Annotated in this window: 14 protein-coding genes and 1 pseudogene; 5 read left to right on the forward strand and 10 right to left on the reverse strand. The window is 65.0% G+C overall.

Annotated features, from left to right (window positions below; all coding sequences use genetic code 11):
• Positions 1 to 10 precede the first annotated feature (10 nt).
• The 7 genes from Y703_RS0112360 to argC are packed head-to-tail and all read right to left on the reverse strand — an operon-like array spanning position 11 to position 7,128.
• Positions 11 to 1,213 carry an argininosuccinate synthase gene (locus tag Y703_RS0112360; RefSeq protein ID WP_026552945.1) on the reverse strand — a complete coding sequence of 401 codons (1,203 nt, stop codon included), beginning with the start codon at positions 1,211 to 1,213 and terminating at the stop codon, positions 11 to 13.
• A 34-nt stretch (positions 1,214 to 1,247) separates the two neighbouring features.
• A complete protein-coding gene (locus tag Y703_RS0112365; RefSeq protein WP_035765048.1) occupies positions 1,248 to 1,772 on the reverse strand; it encodes an arginine repressor in 525 nt (174 codons plus the stop codon).
• The gene (gene argF / locus Y703_RS0112370) at positions 1,769 to 2,734 is read right to left on the reverse strand and encodes an ornithine carbamoyltransferase (protein WP_026552947.1); all 966 of its coding nucleotides are present in this window, start codon (positions 2,732 to 2,734) and stop codon (positions 1,769 to 1,771) included. The genes Y703_RS0112365 and argF overlap by 4 nt, the downstream gene beginning before the upstream one ends.
• Positions 2,731 to 3,999, reverse strand: a complete 1,269-nt coding sequence (locus Y703_RS0112375) for an acetylornithine transaminase (protein ID WP_026552948.1) — start codon at positions 3,997 to 3,999, stop codon at positions 2,731 to 2,733. The genes argF and Y703_RS0112375 overlap by 4 nt, the downstream gene beginning before the upstream one ends.
• Positions 3,996 to 4,904: an acetylglutamate kinase gene (gene argB / locus Y703_RS0112380; protein ID WP_026552949.1), complete on the reverse strand. Its 909-nt coding sequence runs from the start codon at positions 4,902 to 4,904 to the stop codon at positions 3,996 to 3,998. The genes Y703_RS0112375 and argB overlap by 4 nt, the downstream gene beginning before the upstream one ends.
• 26 nt (positions 4,905 to 4,930) lie before the next feature.
• Positions 4,931 to 6,100 (reverse strand): bifunctional glutamate N-acetyltransferase/amino-acid acetyltransferase ArgJ, encoded by a 1,170-nt coding sequence (gene argJ / locus Y703_RS0112385; RefSeq protein WP_026552950.1) that lies wholly within the window; start codon positions 6,098 to 6,100, stop codon positions 4,931 to 4,933.
• Positions 6,097 to 7,128, reverse strand: a complete 1,032-nt coding sequence (gene argC, locus Y703_RS0112390; RefSeq protein ID WP_026552951.1) for an N-acetyl-gamma-glutamyl-phosphate reductase — start codon at positions 7,126 to 7,128, stop codon at positions 6,097 to 6,099. The genes argJ and argC overlap by 4 nt, the downstream gene beginning before the upstream one ends.
• 125 nt (positions 7,129 to 7,253) lie before the next feature.
• On the opposite strand from argC, the gene Y703_RS0112395 reads away from it, so the two are divergent.
• Positions 7,254 to 8,219 (forward strand): quinone oxidoreductase family protein, encoded by a 966-nt coding sequence (locus tag Y703_RS0112395; RefSeq protein WP_026552952.1) that lies wholly within the window; start codon positions 7,254 to 7,256, stop codon positions 8,217 to 8,219.
• A gap of 149 nt (positions 8,220 to 8,368) precedes the next feature.
• Here Y703_RS0112395 and pheT read toward each other — a convergent pair whose 3' ends face one another.
• The gene (gene pheT, locus Y703_RS0112400) at positions 8,369 to 10,909 is read right to left on the reverse strand and encodes a phenylalanine--tRNA ligase subunit beta (RefSeq protein WP_026552953.1); all 2,541 of its coding nucleotides are present in this window, start codon (positions 10,907 to 10,909) and stop codon (positions 8,369 to 8,371) included.
• Between the two features lie 2 nt (positions 10,910 to 10,911).
• Complete coding sequence (pheS, locus tag Y703_RS0112405; RefSeq protein ID WP_026552954.1) at positions 10,912 to 12,003, reverse strand: phenylalanine--tRNA ligase subunit alpha; 1,092 nt, start codon at positions 12,001 to 12,003, stop codon at positions 10,912 to 10,914.
• Between the two features lie 142 nt (positions 12,004 to 12,145).
• Between pheS and Y703_RS0112410 the strand changes: the two genes are divergently transcribed.
• From Y703_RS0112410 to Y703_RS19730, 4 genes are all read left to right on the forward strand, one after another.
• Complete coding sequence (locus Y703_RS0112410) at positions 12,146 to 12,604, forward strand: hypothetical protein (RefSeq protein ID WP_026552955.1); 459 nt, start codon at positions 12,146 to 12,148, stop codon at positions 12,602 to 12,604.
• Complete coding sequence (locus Y703_RS0112415) at positions 12,601 to 13,245, forward strand: SIMPL domain-containing protein (RefSeq protein ID WP_026552956.1); 645 nt, start codon at positions 12,601 to 12,603, stop codon at positions 13,243 to 13,245. The genes Y703_RS0112410 and Y703_RS0112415 overlap by 4 nt, the downstream gene beginning before the upstream one ends.
• 203 nt (positions 13,246 to 13,448) lie before the next feature.
• The gene (locus tag Y703_RS0112420; RefSeq protein WP_155849522.1) at positions 13,449 to 14,051 is read left to right on the forward strand and encodes a sigma factor-like helix-turn-helix DNA-binding protein; all 603 of its coding nucleotides are present in this window, start codon (positions 13,449 to 13,451) and stop codon (positions 14,049 to 14,051) included.
• Complete coding sequence (locus Y703_RS19730) at positions 14,048 to 15,055, forward strand: Ig-like domain-containing protein (protein ID WP_035764996.1); 1,008 nt, start codon at positions 14,048 to 14,050, stop codon at positions 15,053 to 15,055. Before Y703_RS0112420 ends, Y703_RS19730 begins: the two co-directional genes overlap by 4 nt.
• Positions 15,056 to 15,082: 27 nt before the next feature.
• Here Y703_RS19730 and Y703_RS20955 read toward each other — a convergent pair.
• Positions 15,083 to 15,422: pseudogene (locus Y703_RS20955) on the reverse strand (pyroglutamyl-peptidase I); the annotation flags it as partial.

Here is a 15,422-nt window from a genome sequence, read left to right on the forward strand (position 1 = left end):
CCCGCCACAGCTACCGGCCCGCCCGCTCGTCGCGGCCGGAGGCGACCTTGGAGGACAGACCGAAAATTTCGATGAATCCCCGGGCCATCGACTGGTCGAAGGTGTCGCCCGTGTCGTAGGTGGCCAGGTTGAAGTCGTAAAGGGAGGTCTCGGAGCGGCGGCCGGTTACTGTGGCGCGCCCGCCGTGCAGATCCATCCTGATGTCGCCTGAGACATACTTCTGGGTGTCATCGATGAAGGTGTCGAGTGAACGCTTCAGGGGAGAGAACCACTGGCCGTCATAAACCAGCTCGGTCCAGCGCTGGCCGACTGTCTTCTTGAACCGTGCCTGCTCGCGTTCGACTGTCACGTTTTCCAGTTCGCGGTGAGCGGCGATCAGTGCCATGGCTCCGGGCGCCTCGTAAATCTCGCGGCTCTTGATGCCGACCAGGCGGTCCTCGACGATGTCGATGCGTCCCACACCCTGTGCACCGGCGCGGCGGTTAAGCTGCTCGATGGCCTGCAGCGGGGTGACCGCCACACCGTCAATGGCCACGGGGATTCCCTCACGGAAGGTGATGGTGACCTCGTCGGCGACGGGCGAGAACTCAGGGGAATCGGTGTACTCGTAGACGTCCTTGGTGGGTCCATTCCAGATGTCTTCGAGGAAGCCAGTCTCCACCGCGCGCCCCCACACGTTCTGGTCGATCGAGAACGGGTTCTTCTTGGTGGTCTGGATCGGCAGGTTGTGTTCCTCGGCGAAGGTGATGGCCTTGTCGCGGGTCAGGGCGAGATCACGCACCGGGGCAATGCACCGCAGATCCGGGCCGAGTGTCTGGATGCCTACCTCGAAACGCACCTGGTCGTTACCTTTGCCGGTGCAGCCGTGGGCCACAGTGGTGGCGCCGAATTCGCGGGCCGCTGCGACCAGGTGCTTCACAATTACCGGGCGGGAGACGGCCGAGACCAGCGGGTAGGCGTCCATGTACAAGGCGTTGGCCTTCAGCGCTGGCATGCAGTACTCGTTGGCGAATTCCTCGCGGGCGTCGGCAACATAGGCTTCGACGGCTCCGCAGTCCAGGGCGCGCTGGCGGATCTCCTCAAGGGATTCGCCGCCCTGTCCCACGTCGACGGCGACGGCGATAACCTCGGCGCCGGTTGCTTCGGCAATCCAGCCGATGGCCACGGAAGTGTCTAGTCCGCCGGAGTAGGCGAGGACAATGCGTTCAGTCACGGGTTTTGCTCCTAGTGTGTTGAGGTTTAGCTGTTCAGGGAAGTGGCTTGTTCATGGGGTCTTGAGCGAATTGGCGGAAGCGTTCAGCGACCTCAGGCCCACCGGCCGGGTCGCGGGTCACCAGCATAATGGTGTCGTCGCCGGCGATGCTGCCCAGGACCGAGGGCATCACCGAATGGTCGATGGCCAGGGCAAGGAAATTCGCGGCGCCCGGAGGGGTCCGCAAGACCACCAGGTTGCCTGATGCCTCGGCAGTGACCAGCAGTTCCGAACAGAGCCGGGCCAGCCGGGAATCGAGGATTTCCTGGGTGACTCCGCTCTGCGGGGTCCGTCCACCCCCTTCGGCGGGCACTGCGTAGACGAGGGTGCCTTCACCAGCGCGAACGCGCACGGCTCCGAGTTCCACCAGGTCGCGCGAGAGCGTCGCCTGGGTGACGAGGACGCCGTCGTCGGCCAGCAGTGCCGCGAGTTCTGCCTGCGAGCGAACCGACTGTCCGGTGAGGATCGCCCGGATCCTCGCCTGACGCGCGGTCTTGGTCGTGGGCTGCACTGGGATCATCGCCGGTCCATCAGCCACACCATCAGGGCTTTCTGGGCGTGGAGCCTGTTCTCAGCTTCATCCCAGACCACTGACTGTGGGCCATCGATCACGTCGGCGGCGATTTCATAGCCGCGATAGGCCGGTAGGCAGTGGAGCACGACGGCGTCCGGGGCTGCCTGTGCCATGGCCGCCCCATCCACGCCGTAGCTGCTGAACAGCTCGTACGTTGCGTCCTTGGCGTCCGCGCTGTCCGGTTCCTGGCCCATGGAGATCCAGGTGTCGGTGGCGACGACGTCGGCGCTGACCAGCGCGGTGCCGGGGTCAGTGGTGACGAGCACTGAGCCCCCCGTCTCAGCGGCCCGGGCGGTGGCCAGGTCAATCACCGACTGCCGGGGCAGGTGCCCCGCGGGGCCGGCAACCCTGACGTGCATGCCGGCTGTGACCCCGGCGAGCAGGTAGGAGTTGGCCATATTGTTCGCGGCGTCGCCCAGGTAGGCCAGGGTCAGCCCGGCGAGGGTGCCTTTGTGTTCGCGGATCGTCAACAGGTCGGCTAGCAGCTGGCACGGGTGATAGTCGTCCGAGAGGGCATTGATCACTGGGACTTTCGACGCCGCGGCCATCTCCTCAAGGCCCTTCTGGGCGTAGGTGCGCCAGACGATGGTGGAGACCATGCGTTCGAGCACCCTGGCGGTGTCGGTGATGGATTCCTTGTGCCCCAGCTGCGACTCCCCCGCCCCGATGATCAGCGGGACCCCGCCAAGGTCAGCGATGCCGGTGGCGAAGGAGACCCTGGTCCGGGTGGAGGTCTTGTCGAAGATGACCGCTACTGTCTTGCGGCCTGCTGTGGAAGCACCGTGGTCGTCGAGCCCTGCATAGGTATCGCGCGAATATGGTGCGTGTTTGAGCTCAAGGGCCAGGTCCAGGATCTGGGTCTGCTCTGCCTGGGTGAGGTCGGTGTCGATCAGGAAGTGGCGGGTCATGGGGTGGTTTCCTTTGCGGTTCTCAGGATGCCGGGCAACGCGTTGGTGAAGGTGGCAGCTTGGTCCCGGGTGATGATGAGCGGCGGTGCCAGGCGCAGCGTATTCGGAGTGGGTGAATTCACTATGAAGCCCTGGTTCAGCGCTTCGCTCACGGCTGCCGCTGCGTAGTCGCCCGCCAGGTCGAATCCGATCAGCAGGCCTTCCCCACGAACCTCGGTGACCTGGTCAATGGTGGCCAGTTCAGCGCGCAGCCAGGCTCCGACGTCGCGCGCGTGCCCGAGGAGGTCGGTTACCTCAATGGTGTGGAGGGTGGCGAGCGCAGCTGCCGTCGCGACGGGGTTTCCGCCGAACGTGGTGCCATGCTGGCCAGGGGCCAACAGTGAGGAAACTGTGTCGCCGAACGTGACCAGCGCGCCGATCGGGAACCCGCCGCCGAGCCCTTTTGCGAGAGTCATGGCGTCCGGAACGATGCCACTGGGCTGGTGGGCGAACCAGGAGCCGGTGCGCCCGATCCCCGTCTGGACCTCGTCGAGGATCAGCAGTGCGCCTGACCTCGTGGTGAGCTCGCGGGCTGCCTCAAGGTAGCCGACAGGCAGCGGGCGGACTCCCGCCTCGCCCTGGATGGGTTCAATGACAACTGCAGCAACTGTCTCGTCGACGGCGTTCACCAGTGCTTCGATGTTCCCGAACGGTAGGTGCTCCACTCCGGCGGGCAGCGGTTCGAACGGCTCCCGGTACACCTGCTTCGCGGTCAGGGCGAGGGCCCCCATGGTGCGGCCGTGGAAGGCGCCGTCGAGGGCAAGAATCCGGGTCCGGGCGGGTTTACCGTCCGTCGCCGGGGCGCTGTTGCGTCGGGCAAGCTTGAAGGCTGCTTCAACCGCTTCGGTGCCTGAGTTGGCGAAAAACACCTTCGACCCGTCGGGTGCCTGGGACAGCTGCAACAGCTTTTCCGCCAGCGCAATCTGGGTGGGGCTGGTGAAGAAATTCGAGACGTGGCCAAGGGTGGCAAGCTGGCGTGAGATGACCGAGGTGACGAACGGGTGGGCGTGGCCGAGCGCGTTGACGGCGATACCGCCGAGCAGGTCAAGGTACTCGTTGCCGTCCGCGTCCCAGACGGTGCAGCCGTCGCCGCGGACCAGTACCCGCTGGGGGGTGCCGAAGACGCCGAGCAGTGCTGAGCTGTAGCGGTCCAGCCAGTCAGCGCCCGATGCGTCCTGCTGCGGCAGATCCAGTCCTGCGTGGTCGGTGTGGGTGAGCTCGGTCATGATTTGTCCTCATCAGGTACCACCTGGGTGCCGATGCCGGCCGTGGTAAAGGTCTCCAGCAGCATTGAATGTGCCAGTCTGCCGTCAACGATGTGTGCTCGCTCCACTCCGCCGTCAACAGCTGTGAGGCAGGCGGCCATTTTGGGGATCATGCCTGATTCCAGTTGGGGCAGCATGGCACGAAGCTGACTGGCGGTAAGTGAGGAGATGAGCGATGACTTATCAGGCCAGTTGGCATACAGCCCTTCCACATCGGTAAGGATCACCAGTTTAGAGGCGTCAAGTGCCTGGGCCAGGGCTGCGGCGGCTGTATCAGCGTTGACGTTGAGCACCTGGTTGGTGCCGTCGCCGTCGTCGTCGATCTCGGGTGCGACTGTTGAGATCACCGGGATCCGGCCGGCCTCGAGGATGTCGAGGATGGCGGCGGGATTGACGCCCACCACCTCACCAACCAGGCCAAGATCCACCTCGACGCCGTCGACGACAGCCCCCGTGCGGGTGGCTTGCAGGAGCCCACCGTCCTCACCCGATAGCCCAACCGCGTAGGGCCCGTGGGAGTTGATCAGGCCGACCAGCTCGCGGCCCACCTGACCGGTGAGCACCATCCTGACCACGTCCATGGTTTCAGGGGTAGTGACCCGCAGCCCGCCCTTGAATTCCGAGCCGATACCGAGCCGCTGCAGCATGGAACTGATCTGCGGTCCGCCGCCGTGGACAACTACCGGACGGATTCCGACGTGGTGGAGAAAGACGATGTCCTCGGCGAAGGCACGGCGCAGGTCATCGTTGACCATGGCGTTACCGCCGTATTTGATGACCATAGTGGTGCCGGCGAACCGCTGGATCCAGGGCAGCGCCTCGATCAGGGTCGCTGCCTTGTCCTGGGCGGCAATGACTGAATTCATGATGTCCTTAGTTCGGCGAGTGCTCGCTACGACGAGTATGCCGAGTTTTCATGCACGTACTCGTGCGTGAGGTCGTTGGTCCAGATGGTGGCGGTCTCGGTCCCGGCGCTGAGGTCGATCTGAACTGTGACGTCCCGGCCGGTGAGGTCCACCAGGTCCCTTGAGTCACCGATGCCTCCGTTGCGGCAGATCTGCACACCGTTCATGCTGACGTTTAGCTGGTCCGGTTCGAAGGCAGCATTGGTGGTGCCCACCGCTGCGAGCACCCGGCCCCAGTTGGGGTCGTTTCCGAAGATGGCTGTCTTGAAGAGGTTGGAGCGGGCGACCGAGCGGCACACTGTCTCGGCGTCGAGCTCGCTGGCCGCGTTGACAACGGTGATGGCGATGTCGTGGCTGGCGCCCTCGGCATCCCTGATGAGCTGTTGGGCCAGCGAGTGGCAGACCTGGGTGAGGGAGTCGGTGAATTCGGCGTCGTTGGGGGTGACCCCGCTGGCACCCGAGGCGAGGAGCACCACAGTGTCGTTGGTGGACATGCACCCGTCCGAGTCGGTCCGGTCAAAGGTGACTCGGGTGGCCGCGCGGAGTGCCGTCTCCAGTTGACCCGGGTCCAGCACTGCGTCAGTGGTCAGCACCACCAGCATGGTCGCCAGGCCTGGGGCGAGCATTCCTGCGCCCTTGGCCATCCCGCCGATCGAGTACCCCTCGCTCGGGGCGTCAGCTGTGGCGGGGTGCCGGGCAATTTTCGGCACCGAGTCAGTGGTCATGATGGCCTCTGCCGCGCCCTGTCCGCCAGCGGTGGAGAGTTGACTGATCGCATCGTTGACTCCGGGCAGCAGCTTGTCCATGGGGAGCTGTTCACCAATCAGTCCGGTGGAGCAGATGAACACATCCCCTGCTGAAATGCTCAGGGCTTCGGCAGCGTATTCGGCGGTGGCGTGGGTGTTCTGGAAGCCAACGGCACCGGTGCAGGCGTTCGCTCCCCCTGAGTTGAGCACTACGGCGTCCACCCGACCGTCGGAAACCACCTGGCGTGACCAGAGCACTGGCGCTGCGGCGACCCGGTTTGAGGTGAAGACTGCCGCCGAGTGGTGCAGCGGTCCGTCGTTGACGACCACTGCGACGTCGGCCTTCCCCGAGGCCTTGAGCCCGGCAGCTGTACCTGCGGCCCGGAATCCGGCCGGTGCTGTGATACTCATGGTGCTACTCCCTGCAGTGTGAGTCCCTGGGTCTCGGGAAGACCGAGGGCAATGTTCATGGACTGGATGGCCCCACCAGCGGTGCCTTTGGTGAGGTTGTCGATCACGCAGGTGACGATCACTCGGCCGGCGTGTTCGTCGAGGGCCAGCTGGAGGTTCGTGTAGTTGGAGCCGAGCACAGCCTTGGTGGCGGGCCATTGACCCGCAGGCAGCACTGTGACGAATGGTTCGTCGTCGTAGGCAGCTATCCAGGCATCCCTCAGCTGTTCGGCAGTGGTCCCGGGCACCACCTTGGCGGTGGCGGTGGTGAGGATGCCGCGGGCCATCGGGGCGAGCGTGGGGGTGAAGGACACCTGAACCTGTGTCCCGGCAGCCAGCGACAGGCCCTGTTCAATCTCGGGAGTGTGGCGGTGCCCGCCACCGACGCCGTAGGGGCTCATCCCGCCCAGCACCTCGGATCCCAGCAGGTGCGGCTGGGTCGACTTTCCCGCGCCTGAGGTGCCGGAGGCAGCAACGATTACGACGTCGTCGGGCTGCAGGAGTCCTGCGGCGAACCCGGGCGCGAGGGCAAGCAGGGAACTGGTGGGGTAACAACCGGGGACGGCAATGCGGCGGGCACCGCGTAGCCTATCCCGGTGACCGGGCAGTTCGGGCAGCCCATAGGGCCAGGTGCCAGCATGGGCCGTTCCGTAGAACTTCTGCCAGGCGAGGGGATCGCTTAGCCGGTGGTCGGCGCCGGCGTCGATCACGAGCGTCCCGGCGGGCAGTCTGGCGGCAAGGTCGGCGCTCGCACCGTGGGGCAGAGCCAGGAAAACGACTTCATGACCGGCGAGGTTGTCAACTGTGGTTTCCTCGAGCAGCCTGTCGCCGAGGGCATGGAGGTGGGGCTGCAGTTCTCCGAGCCGGGACCCAGCGCTGCTGTGGGCGGTGATGGCGCCGATCGTCACCGAGGGGTGGGACGCGAGCAGGCGCAGCACTTCGCCACCGGCATAGCCGCTGGCACCTGACACCGCTACCGAAATAGTCATGGCTCAATGATACAACAACAATATACAGCGAGCCACATAACTATGCATCAATCTCGGGTTCAGGTGAGGTCGATCTAGCATGGGATCACAGCTTCAGTCAGTCACCCCGATCGAGGAGAGTCCCGATGCCCACAGCCATTGTTGTTCAGCAGGCCGGCGGACCCGAAGTACTGCGGGTGGCCGAGGTGGATCGGCCCAGACCGTCCGGCTCCGAGCTGCAGGTCCGGGTGGCGGCAGCAGGCATTAACTACATCGAGACCTATCAGCGCAGTGGCTACTACCCGGTGCAGTACCCGTTCACACCGGGCGCCGAGGCTGCCGGTGAGGTGGTGGCGGTCGGCCCCGATGCATCGGGCTTTGCCGTCGGCGATCGGGTGGCGTTCGCCGAGGGAGTTGGCACGTACGCCCAGTTCACCCTGGTCGATGCTGGGAAGGCTTTGCCGGTCCCGGAGCAGATCAGCTTCGAAACCGCTGCAGCGCTCCCCCTGCAGGGCATGACGGCCCACTACCTCACTAACACCTCCTTCACTGTTCAGCTTGGGCAGACCGTGCTGACCCATGCTGGTGCGGGCGGGGTGGGGCTTTTGCTGATCCAGCTACTCAAAGCCAAGGGCGCACGGGTCATCACCACCGTGTCCACCGACGAGAAGGAAGCGCTGGCCCGGGAAGCCGGAGCTGACGACGTGCTGCGGTACGAAGGCTTCGACACCGCCGTCCGCGACCTCACCCATGGTGTTGGAGTGGATGTGGTGTACGACGGCGTGGGCCGGGCCACCTTCGATGGGTCGCTGGCGTCGCTGCGGAAGCGCGGAACGCTGGTGCTGTTCGGCGCCGCCTCGGGGCCGGTTCCGGCGTTCGACCCGCAGCGCCTGGCCGCCACCGGGTCGGTCTATCTCACCCGGCCGAAGCTGCTCGATCATCTACTTACCGTCGAGGAACGCCGCTGGCGCTCTTCAGAGGTCTTTGCTGCAGTGGTTGATGGATCCCTGCAGGTCAGGATCGGAGCAACCTACCCACTGGAAGCCGCATCACAGGCCCACGAGGACCTTGAGGCACGCAAAACGACTGGAAAGCTGCTCCTCATTCCGTAGGGCGTTTGCCCTGAGCCGGACCCGTGCGGGTCTCCCCACCTTCTCGGCCGGTCCACGGCGTGTTGCGTCAAACACGCCGCAAGCCTGACCCATTTGCCGCAGAACCTGGGGAGACCTACACCGCGGTAAGTCGCTGCGGCGGGACAGTGTTAGCGCTGGACGGCGCCGTGCCGTTCGGCGGCCAGGTGGACAGCGGCGTCCCGGGCGGCGCTCGCCTCATCGGCGGTGAGGGTGCGGTCAGGCGCCCTGAAGCGCAGCGCGAACGCGAGCGATTTGTGCCCCTCGTCGATCCCGGCGCCGTCGTAGACGTCAAACAGGTGCACGTCTTCCAGGAGTTCCCCCGCCCCTTCGCGCAACGTCGACAGGACGGCGTCGGCTGGCAGGCCGCCGTCGACGACCAGTGCGACATCCTGGGTGGTGGCAGGAAACGTCGAAAGATGCTTCGCGACGATAACGTCCGGGGCAGCATCGAACAGGAGATCGGCATTGATCTCCAGCGCCACCGTGCGGACTGGCAGATCGTGCGCAGCGAGGAGTTTCGGGTGCAGTTCTCCGGCATAACCCAGTAGCTCACCCGTCCGCAGCGAGATCCGCGCCGTCCGACCGGGGTGGAACACCTGGTGCTCGCCCTGTGCAATCTCCAGGTCAACCCCAACGACGTCGGCCATCAGTCGAACTGCATCGAGCGCATCGGCCCAATCCCACGGCCGTGGCTGGTGGTTGGCGCCCGCCGGTGAATCATTGCCGGTGAAGACTGCCGCAATGGTCAGGGGCTGATCGGGAAGACCGTCGTCCAGTCCGTCCAGAACCTCTTCGGAGGGGCGTTCGCCCAACTGGGGAATCTGGAAGCTGCCGACCGTTTCACGGGGCAGGAACACTTGTCCCGCCTCGTACAGTGCCAGGTCACGGAAACCACGTGAGTGGTTTCGCTTGGCCACCTCGATCAGGCCGGGCAGCACCGAGCGCCGCAGGTAGCCCAGCTCGGCACTCAACGGGTTGGCCAACTTGATCGAGGGCTGCTCCGAAGCATCCGCCGAGCCAAAGGTGTTGTTGCTTCCCAGCGAAACGAACGGGTAGGACAGGACCTCGGTGAGTCCGGCGTCGGCCAGTGCCTGCAGCACGCGTCGGCGCTGCACCTGGACGCGGGATAGGCCGCTGCCGGGTGGTGCCACGGGCAACCGTGACGGGATCTTGTCATAGCCCACCAGTCGTGCGATTTCCTCGGTGAGGTCGTCCTTGATCTGCAGGTCCTGCCGCCAGCTGGGTGCTGTGACCGTGTAACCGCCGCCGTACGGCTGCACCTGCGCGCCGAGATCCGTAAGGGCCCCCGTGATTTGCTGGTCGGTGAAGTCCATACCGATGCGCCCGGTTGCATAGCCAGCCGGCAAGTCGATAACCACGGTATCGGGCTGAGTTCCGACGTCGGTTCCGGCGTCGTCGGCGGTACCACCGGCGAGCTCGACCAGCAGGTCGACCGCGCGCTGCGCCGCCACATCGGCGATCTTCCAGTCGACGCCGCGTTCGAAGCGTTTCGAAGCCTCGGATGGGAGTTTGTGGCGTCGTCGTGAGCGGGCAATCGAGACTTCGTCGAAGTGCGCGGCTTCAATTAGCACGTTGGAGGTCTCCGAGTGGACTTCGGTGACGGCGCCGCCCATCACCCCGGCGATGCCGATCGGACCGGAAGAGTCAGTGATCAGGAGATCATCGACGTCGAGCGTGCGAACCTTGTCGTCGAGGGTCCTGAGGGTTTCTCCCCGGGTTGCCCGGCGCACCACTATGTCGCCGGAGAGTGTTTCCAGGTCGTAGAAGTGCAGCGGCTGCCCCAGTTCGAGCATCACGTAATTGGAGATATCCACTACCAGGGAGATGGAGCGGATACCTGCCAGGCGCAGCCGGGAGGCCATCCACGGCGGGGTGGGGCGCGCCGCGTCGACGCCGCGCACGGTCCTCGCAACGAATCGGTCGCAGCCAGGCTTTCCGTACACCGGCGCCTGGTCCTCAAGGCGCACGGAGTACCCGTCGCCGACGGCAGCAGGAACGGTGACCGCCGCTGCCGGGTCAGTAAACCGCGTTCCCGTGGCGTGGGCGAATTCACGGGCGACACCGCGAATCGAGAAGCAGTAGCTGCGGTCCGGGGTCACGTTGATTTCGGCTGCCTGGTCGTAGAGCCCGAGCATCTCCATGGCGTCGGAGCCGACCTCCGGGTCGAGCCCGAGGACGGAGAGCACCAGAATACCGTCGTAGTCATCGCCGATCCCAAGTTCCCTGACGGAGGCGATCATGCCTGCAGACACGTGCCCGTAGGTTTTCCTGGCGGCGATCCGGAAGTCGCCGGGCAACAACGCGCCCGGCAGGGTGACCACCACCTTGTCGCCCTCGACGAAGTTGTGGGCGCCGCAGACAATGCCCTGCACCCCAGACGGGTCAATGCCCTCGTTCGTCAGCGTCTGGGCCTGGCCTTCGGGGACCACGCGAACCTGGCACCAGTTGATGGTTTTGCCGTTGGTCTGTGGCTCCTTGACTACCGAGAGCACCTGCCCCACGACGATAGGCCCGGACAGGGTGTCGGTGGGCCGGTGGACTGCCTCTTCTTCGAGGCCCACCTTGACCAGTTCGGCCATCACATCTTCGGCTGAAGCGCCTGCTGGGACCTGTGCGAATTCACGCAACCAGGAAAGTGGAATACGCATGCTTAGATCTCCATCCCGAAGTGCTCGCTGAACCGTACATCGCCCTCGATCATGTCCCGCATGTCGCCTACCTCGTTACGGAACATCAGAGTGCGTTCAATGCCCATGCCAAAGGCGAACCCGGAGAATTTCTCAGGGTCGATTCCCGCTGCGCGCAGCACATTGGGGTGGACCATGCCGCAGCCGCCCCACTCGATCCACTGCGGACCGCCCTTGGCGCCAGGGTGCCAGATGTCCAGTTCCGCTGAGGGCTCAGTGAACGGGAAGAAGTTGGGACGCAACCGGATTTGTGCGTCATCACCAAACATCAACCGGGCAAAGTGCTCAAGGGTGCCGCGCAGGTCGGCCATGCTGAGGTTCCGGTCGATGGCCAGACCCTCGAACTGGTGAAAAACAGGAGTATGGGTGGCGTCGAGTTCGTCGGTCCGGAACACCTTGCCGGGGCACAGCACATAGAGCGGCAGGGGGCGTTCCAGCATGGAGCGCACCTGGACGGGTGAGGTGTGGGTGCGCAGGAGCAGGTGAGCCTCGGGGGGTTCGACAAAGAAGGTGTCCTGCATGTCACGGGCAGGATGGTCCGGTTTGAAGTTCAGCGCGTCGAAGTTGAACCACTCCGATTCCAGTTCGGGGCCTTCAGCGATTTCCCATCCCATCCCCACGAAAATGTCGCTGACGCGCTCCTGCAGGGTGGACAGCGGGTGGCGTGCACCGGCACGACGACGACGAGGCGCGGCTGTGACGTCCACCGCCTCTTCCACGAGGATGCGCGCGTCGCGCTCCGCTTCCAATTCTGCGGTACGGGCTGCGAGCGCCGAGTTGATTCCGCCGCGGGCTGGCCCGAGGTTTTTGCCTGCTGCTGCCTTGTCTTCCTTTGCGAGGGCACCGATGCTCCGGTTTGCGAGGCTGAGCGGCGACTTGTCACCAGTGTGGGCCAGGCGGACCTGTTTGAGGGCGTCGAGATCGGCCGCTGCGGCAATGTCATTGAGAGCACTGTCGACAGCCGCGCCAATACTCCCAGCATCCAGCGGGGATGGAACGTCGACGACGGCGGACGCTGCGTGGGCGGGTCCGCCCGGCTGTGTGGAGTCAGACATCAGGATGTTCATACCTCTGGTGGTGGTGGGCAACAGGTAAAGCACCGCGGATCCGGTGACCGTTGGCAGACATTGCCAGTCTAGCTAACACCTGCGCAGACTCCCCAATGGGTGCATCAGCGCCCGTACTAGGATGACTTCCATGACGTCTGCCCACAGAATGCGATGGCTGCTCAACTGGATGAATCTCTCCACCGCGGCAGGGCTCCTCCTCGCGAAGGGAAAGCAGTGCGACGTCCGGCCCGGCCCTGATGGCCTCTTTCTCGCCTTTGGGTATACCGGGGCCCTTCCGGTGGCGGGCGCGTTCACCGTCGGTAACGTGATCCTGTGCCGCTTCGTGCCCGACCAGGGTCAGCTCCGCCCGGCCCTGCTGGCTCATGAAGCACGGCACAGCACCCAGTACGCCGCCTGTCTAGGCCTACCTTTCCTGCCCCTGTACTTCGGTGCGGCAGCGTTCTCCCTCCTCCGGACCGGTGACCACGCATCACTGAATATCTTTGAGCGTCGCGCGGGCTTGGCCGACGGCGGGTACGTCGAACACCCAGTGCGGCCGCTCGCTGCACGTCTGAAGGCTGCGCTCATCAGAAGGGAACCGTCATGAACCAAGGCTCCGCAATTCCAACCATCACCGTGACCGGCTCGGGCTCGGTGACCGGCATGCCGGACCGCCTGCACCTCGGCATTGGGGTTGAGGTCCGCCGCCCGACAGCACCGCACGCCTATCTGCGGGCTGCGGATGCTGCATCCCGCGTGTTCGACGCGCTCGACGCGCTGGAGCTACCCGGGCTGACCCGAGCCACCCGGCAGATTGGGCTGCGGGCGGAAATCCTGTGGGGAGAGAGCCAGGAGCAGCGGGTCAGCGGATACGTCGCCTCACAGGATCTCGCTGTGACTGTCAGTGAACTGGCGTCGGCCTCTGCTGTGCTCGACGCGGTCGTGAACGCCGGGGCCGATGACGCCCGCATCAATTCAGTGTCCTTCGGTTTCTCGGATCCGGAGGCGAGGTCAGCACTGGCCCAGACGGCGGCCTGGCACGATGCTGCGGAACGAGCTCATCGGTGGGCCAACCTGGCTGGATGCACTCTCGGTGCGGTAGAGAGCGTTACCGAAGAGGCTGGAACTGCGACCCGTCCAGTGCTGCGCGCCATGAGGGCCGAAGAGTCCTCGATGCCCGTCGAGCCCGGCGAAGCCTCAGTTGTCTGCAGCGTTACGGTTAGCTGGCGCATCGAGCCCCCGGGATAACCGTGGTGACAGCGACCCGGCTATAAATCCCGATTCACGATAACGGCGTCGTAACGCGTTGCGTGCTACTACGAAGACCGGGTTCGGTGTGAATCGGGTGAATCGTGTGTGATGTTCCCAAGCGGTCGTGGCGGCCGCTGTTGACTCCCAAACGGCTTGTGCTGGGAGCATCCGGTGTTGCCTTGGTTGGTGCAGGAATCCTCTTGCCACTCGATTCGTCAGGCGGCGACTGGTCGGGGCTTGGGCTCTTGGGGCTGGGGATTTACGGCCTGGGTCTGATCGCTATCGGGACGGCCCTCATCATCTCCGCTGTGGTCCTCCCTTCTGTCAAGGAGGTGGAGTTCGGGTTCCCGGTGGGCGTGAAGGTGACCACCGCGGTCTCCAACCGGGAGGATGCGCTGCGCCAGGAGTTTGACCGTCAGCGCTGCGACCTTGAAATGTGCGCCCAGCTTCTCTGCGACGACGCGGCCATCGCGAGCCACCTGCTCGAAGCCTCCTGGTCCAAAGCGACGACGGCGTGGAGGGGCCCGGTGACCCAGGACCTTCGCACCTTCGTTATCTGCAATCTCGTGGGGCTCGTCGCCGCGCACCATCGCTGGGCATCCGGACCAGTCCGTTCGGGGGCAGTTACCAGTCCCCTGCTCTCGGGCCTTGATCGGCCCGAGCGGACCGCCGTCGTGCTTCACGACTTTGCTGGCCTGTCATCGCGCCAGATCGCGGCAATCACCGACCGTTCAATAGATCAGGTACGCGCAGATCTCCGGACCGGCACCGCCAAGGCCGAGGCACACCAGGCAATGCCATGAACAGGGGGCTCCAAGACTTCCTTGTGGCAGGGGCGAGCGACCGGGTCGAGTTGTATCCGGCGTCGATTGACCGGGCCCTCCTGACAGGGATGCGCTTGTACCGTCAACGGGTTGCCCTGACCACCGCAGCGGCGGTAGCCGTCGTAATCGCGCTTGTCTCGGTGGTGGCGTTGACGCCAGGCTGGATCGGGGGCAGCGCCGCGGGAAACGATGATGTTGTTGGCCTAGTCCTTGACCCTGCTGACCTGACGGTGACCCTGGGAGGAACCGTCCAGTTTGTGGCACTGGCTCAGCTGGAGAATGGCAGCACCCGCGACGTTGGAGACCACACCAGGTGGAAGTCCTTGGACCCCGGGATTGCCACGGTTGACGGGTTCGGTCTCGCGACCGCCATCAGCCCGGGCACGGCCACCATCTCCGGTGCAGCTGAGGGGATCGGTAGCGAAGCGTCCCTGACCGTCCTGCCAGTCGGCGTCGTTGCCCTGTCGATCATCCTTACCCCACCAACCCCGGCGGTGGAGACCGGCTCGTCCCAGCAATTCACGGCAGTGGCGCAGTTCAGTGACCGCAGCACCGAGGACATCTCTGCAGCGGCAGCGTGGGGATCCACCAGTCCTGCAATCGCATCAGTGAATGCTGGCGGTCTTGCCACCGGGGCGTCGCCAGGCGATACGGCGATCATCGCCGGGTGGAACGGCCTGCAAGGATCGTCGTCGCTGACCGTCATCGATCCGCCCAGCGCCCCAGTCAGGATCGTCGTCGAGCCGGCGACCGCACGGGTCTGTTCTCCGGCGACCCAACCGATGACCGCCGTCGGTGTCGATGCCGCGGGCAAACCGGTGGATGTGGGACCGATTGTCTGGACCACTAACCGCGACGACTTTGCCGTCGATGAGTCGGGTCTTGTCACACCGAACGAAACTGCAAATGGTGAAGCAACGATCACCGCCCAAGCGGCCGGGCTGGCGGGCACCGGCACCGTCTCCTGCTCACAGATCGAGTAGCAGAGTCGGTGGCCCTGTTCTGCCGGGCTAGTGTTCTGCCCCGGCCGCCAGGCGAAGGTCCGACGTCGTCAACTGGCTGGTGAGGGCGATGAGACGAAGCGCGGCAGCCATCTCGGCGACTGGCATTCCCTGAGTGCCGTGGGCGGCGGCCTGTTCCGGGGAATAGGGGACGTGGATGAACCCACCTCGGGCGCCGTTGTCGCCGTCGCCGTCGCTGTCGCTGTCGGCGGATGTGTCCAGCAGGTCCATCAGGCCGTAGAACACGTGATTGCAGACGTAGGTTCCAGCGGTCTGGGAGATCTCGACGGCGATCCCTGCCTCAGACAGGTCCTGCAGCGCCTGTTTGATCGGCAGGGTGGAGAAGTGC

It is taken from the genome of Arthrobacter sp. H20 (assembly GCF_000520515.1).
Lineage (GTDB): Bacteria > Actinomycetota > Actinomycetes > Actinomycetales > Micrococcaceae > Arthrobacter_D.

What these genes read in the sequence shown, in the direction of transcription:
- Y703_RS0112365 (WP_035765048.1), bottom strand. Translation starts at nt 1,772, where the DNA reads ATGATCCCAGTGCAGCCCACGACCAAGACCGCGCGTCAGGCGAGGATC.
- argF (WP_026552947.1), bottom strand. Translation starts at nt 2,734, where the DNA reads ATGACCCGCCACTTCCTGATCGACACCGACCTCACCCAGGCAGAGCAG.
- Y703_RS0112375 (WP_026552948.1), bottom strand. Translation starts at nt 3,999, where the DNA reads ATGACCGAGCTCACCCACACCGACCACGCAGGACTGGATCTGCCGCAG.
- argB (WP_026552949.1), bottom strand. Translation starts at nt 4,904, where the DNA reads ATGAATTCAGTCATTGCCGCCCAGGACAAGGCAGCGACCCTGATCGAG.
- argJ (WP_026552950.1), bottom strand. Translation starts at nt 6,100, where the DNA reads ATGAGTATCACAGCACCGGCCGGATTCCGGGCCGCAGGTACAGCTGCC.
- argC (WP_026552951.1), bottom strand. Translation starts at nt 7,128, where the DNA reads ATGACTATTTCGGTAGCGGTGTCAGGTGCCAGCGGCTATGCCGGTGGC.
- Y703_RS0112395 (WP_026552952.1), top strand. Translation starts at nt 7,254, where the DNA reads ATGCCCACAGCCATTGTTGTTCAGCAGGCCGGCGGACCCGAAGTACTG.
- pheT (WP_026552953.1), bottom strand. Translation starts at nt 10,909, where the DNA reads ATGCGTATTCCACTTTCCTGGTTGCGTGAATTCGCACAGGTCCCAGCA.
- pheS (WP_026552954.1), bottom strand. Translation starts at nt 12,003, where the DNA reads ATGTCTGACTCCACACAGCCGGGCGGACCCGCCCACGCAGCGTCCGCC.
- Y703_RS0112410 (WP_026552955.1), top strand. Translation starts at nt 12,146, where the DNA reads ATGACGTCTGCCCACAGAATGCGATGGCTGCTCAACTGGATGAATCTC.
- Y703_RS0112415 (WP_026552956.1), top strand. Translation starts at nt 12,601, where the DNA reads ATGAACCAAGGCTCCGCAATTCCAACCATCACCGTGACCGGCTCGGGC.
- Y703_RS19730 (WP_035764996.1), top strand. Translation starts at nt 14,048, where the DNA reads ATGAACAGGGGGCTCCAAGACTTCCTTGTGGCAGGGGCGAGCGACCGG.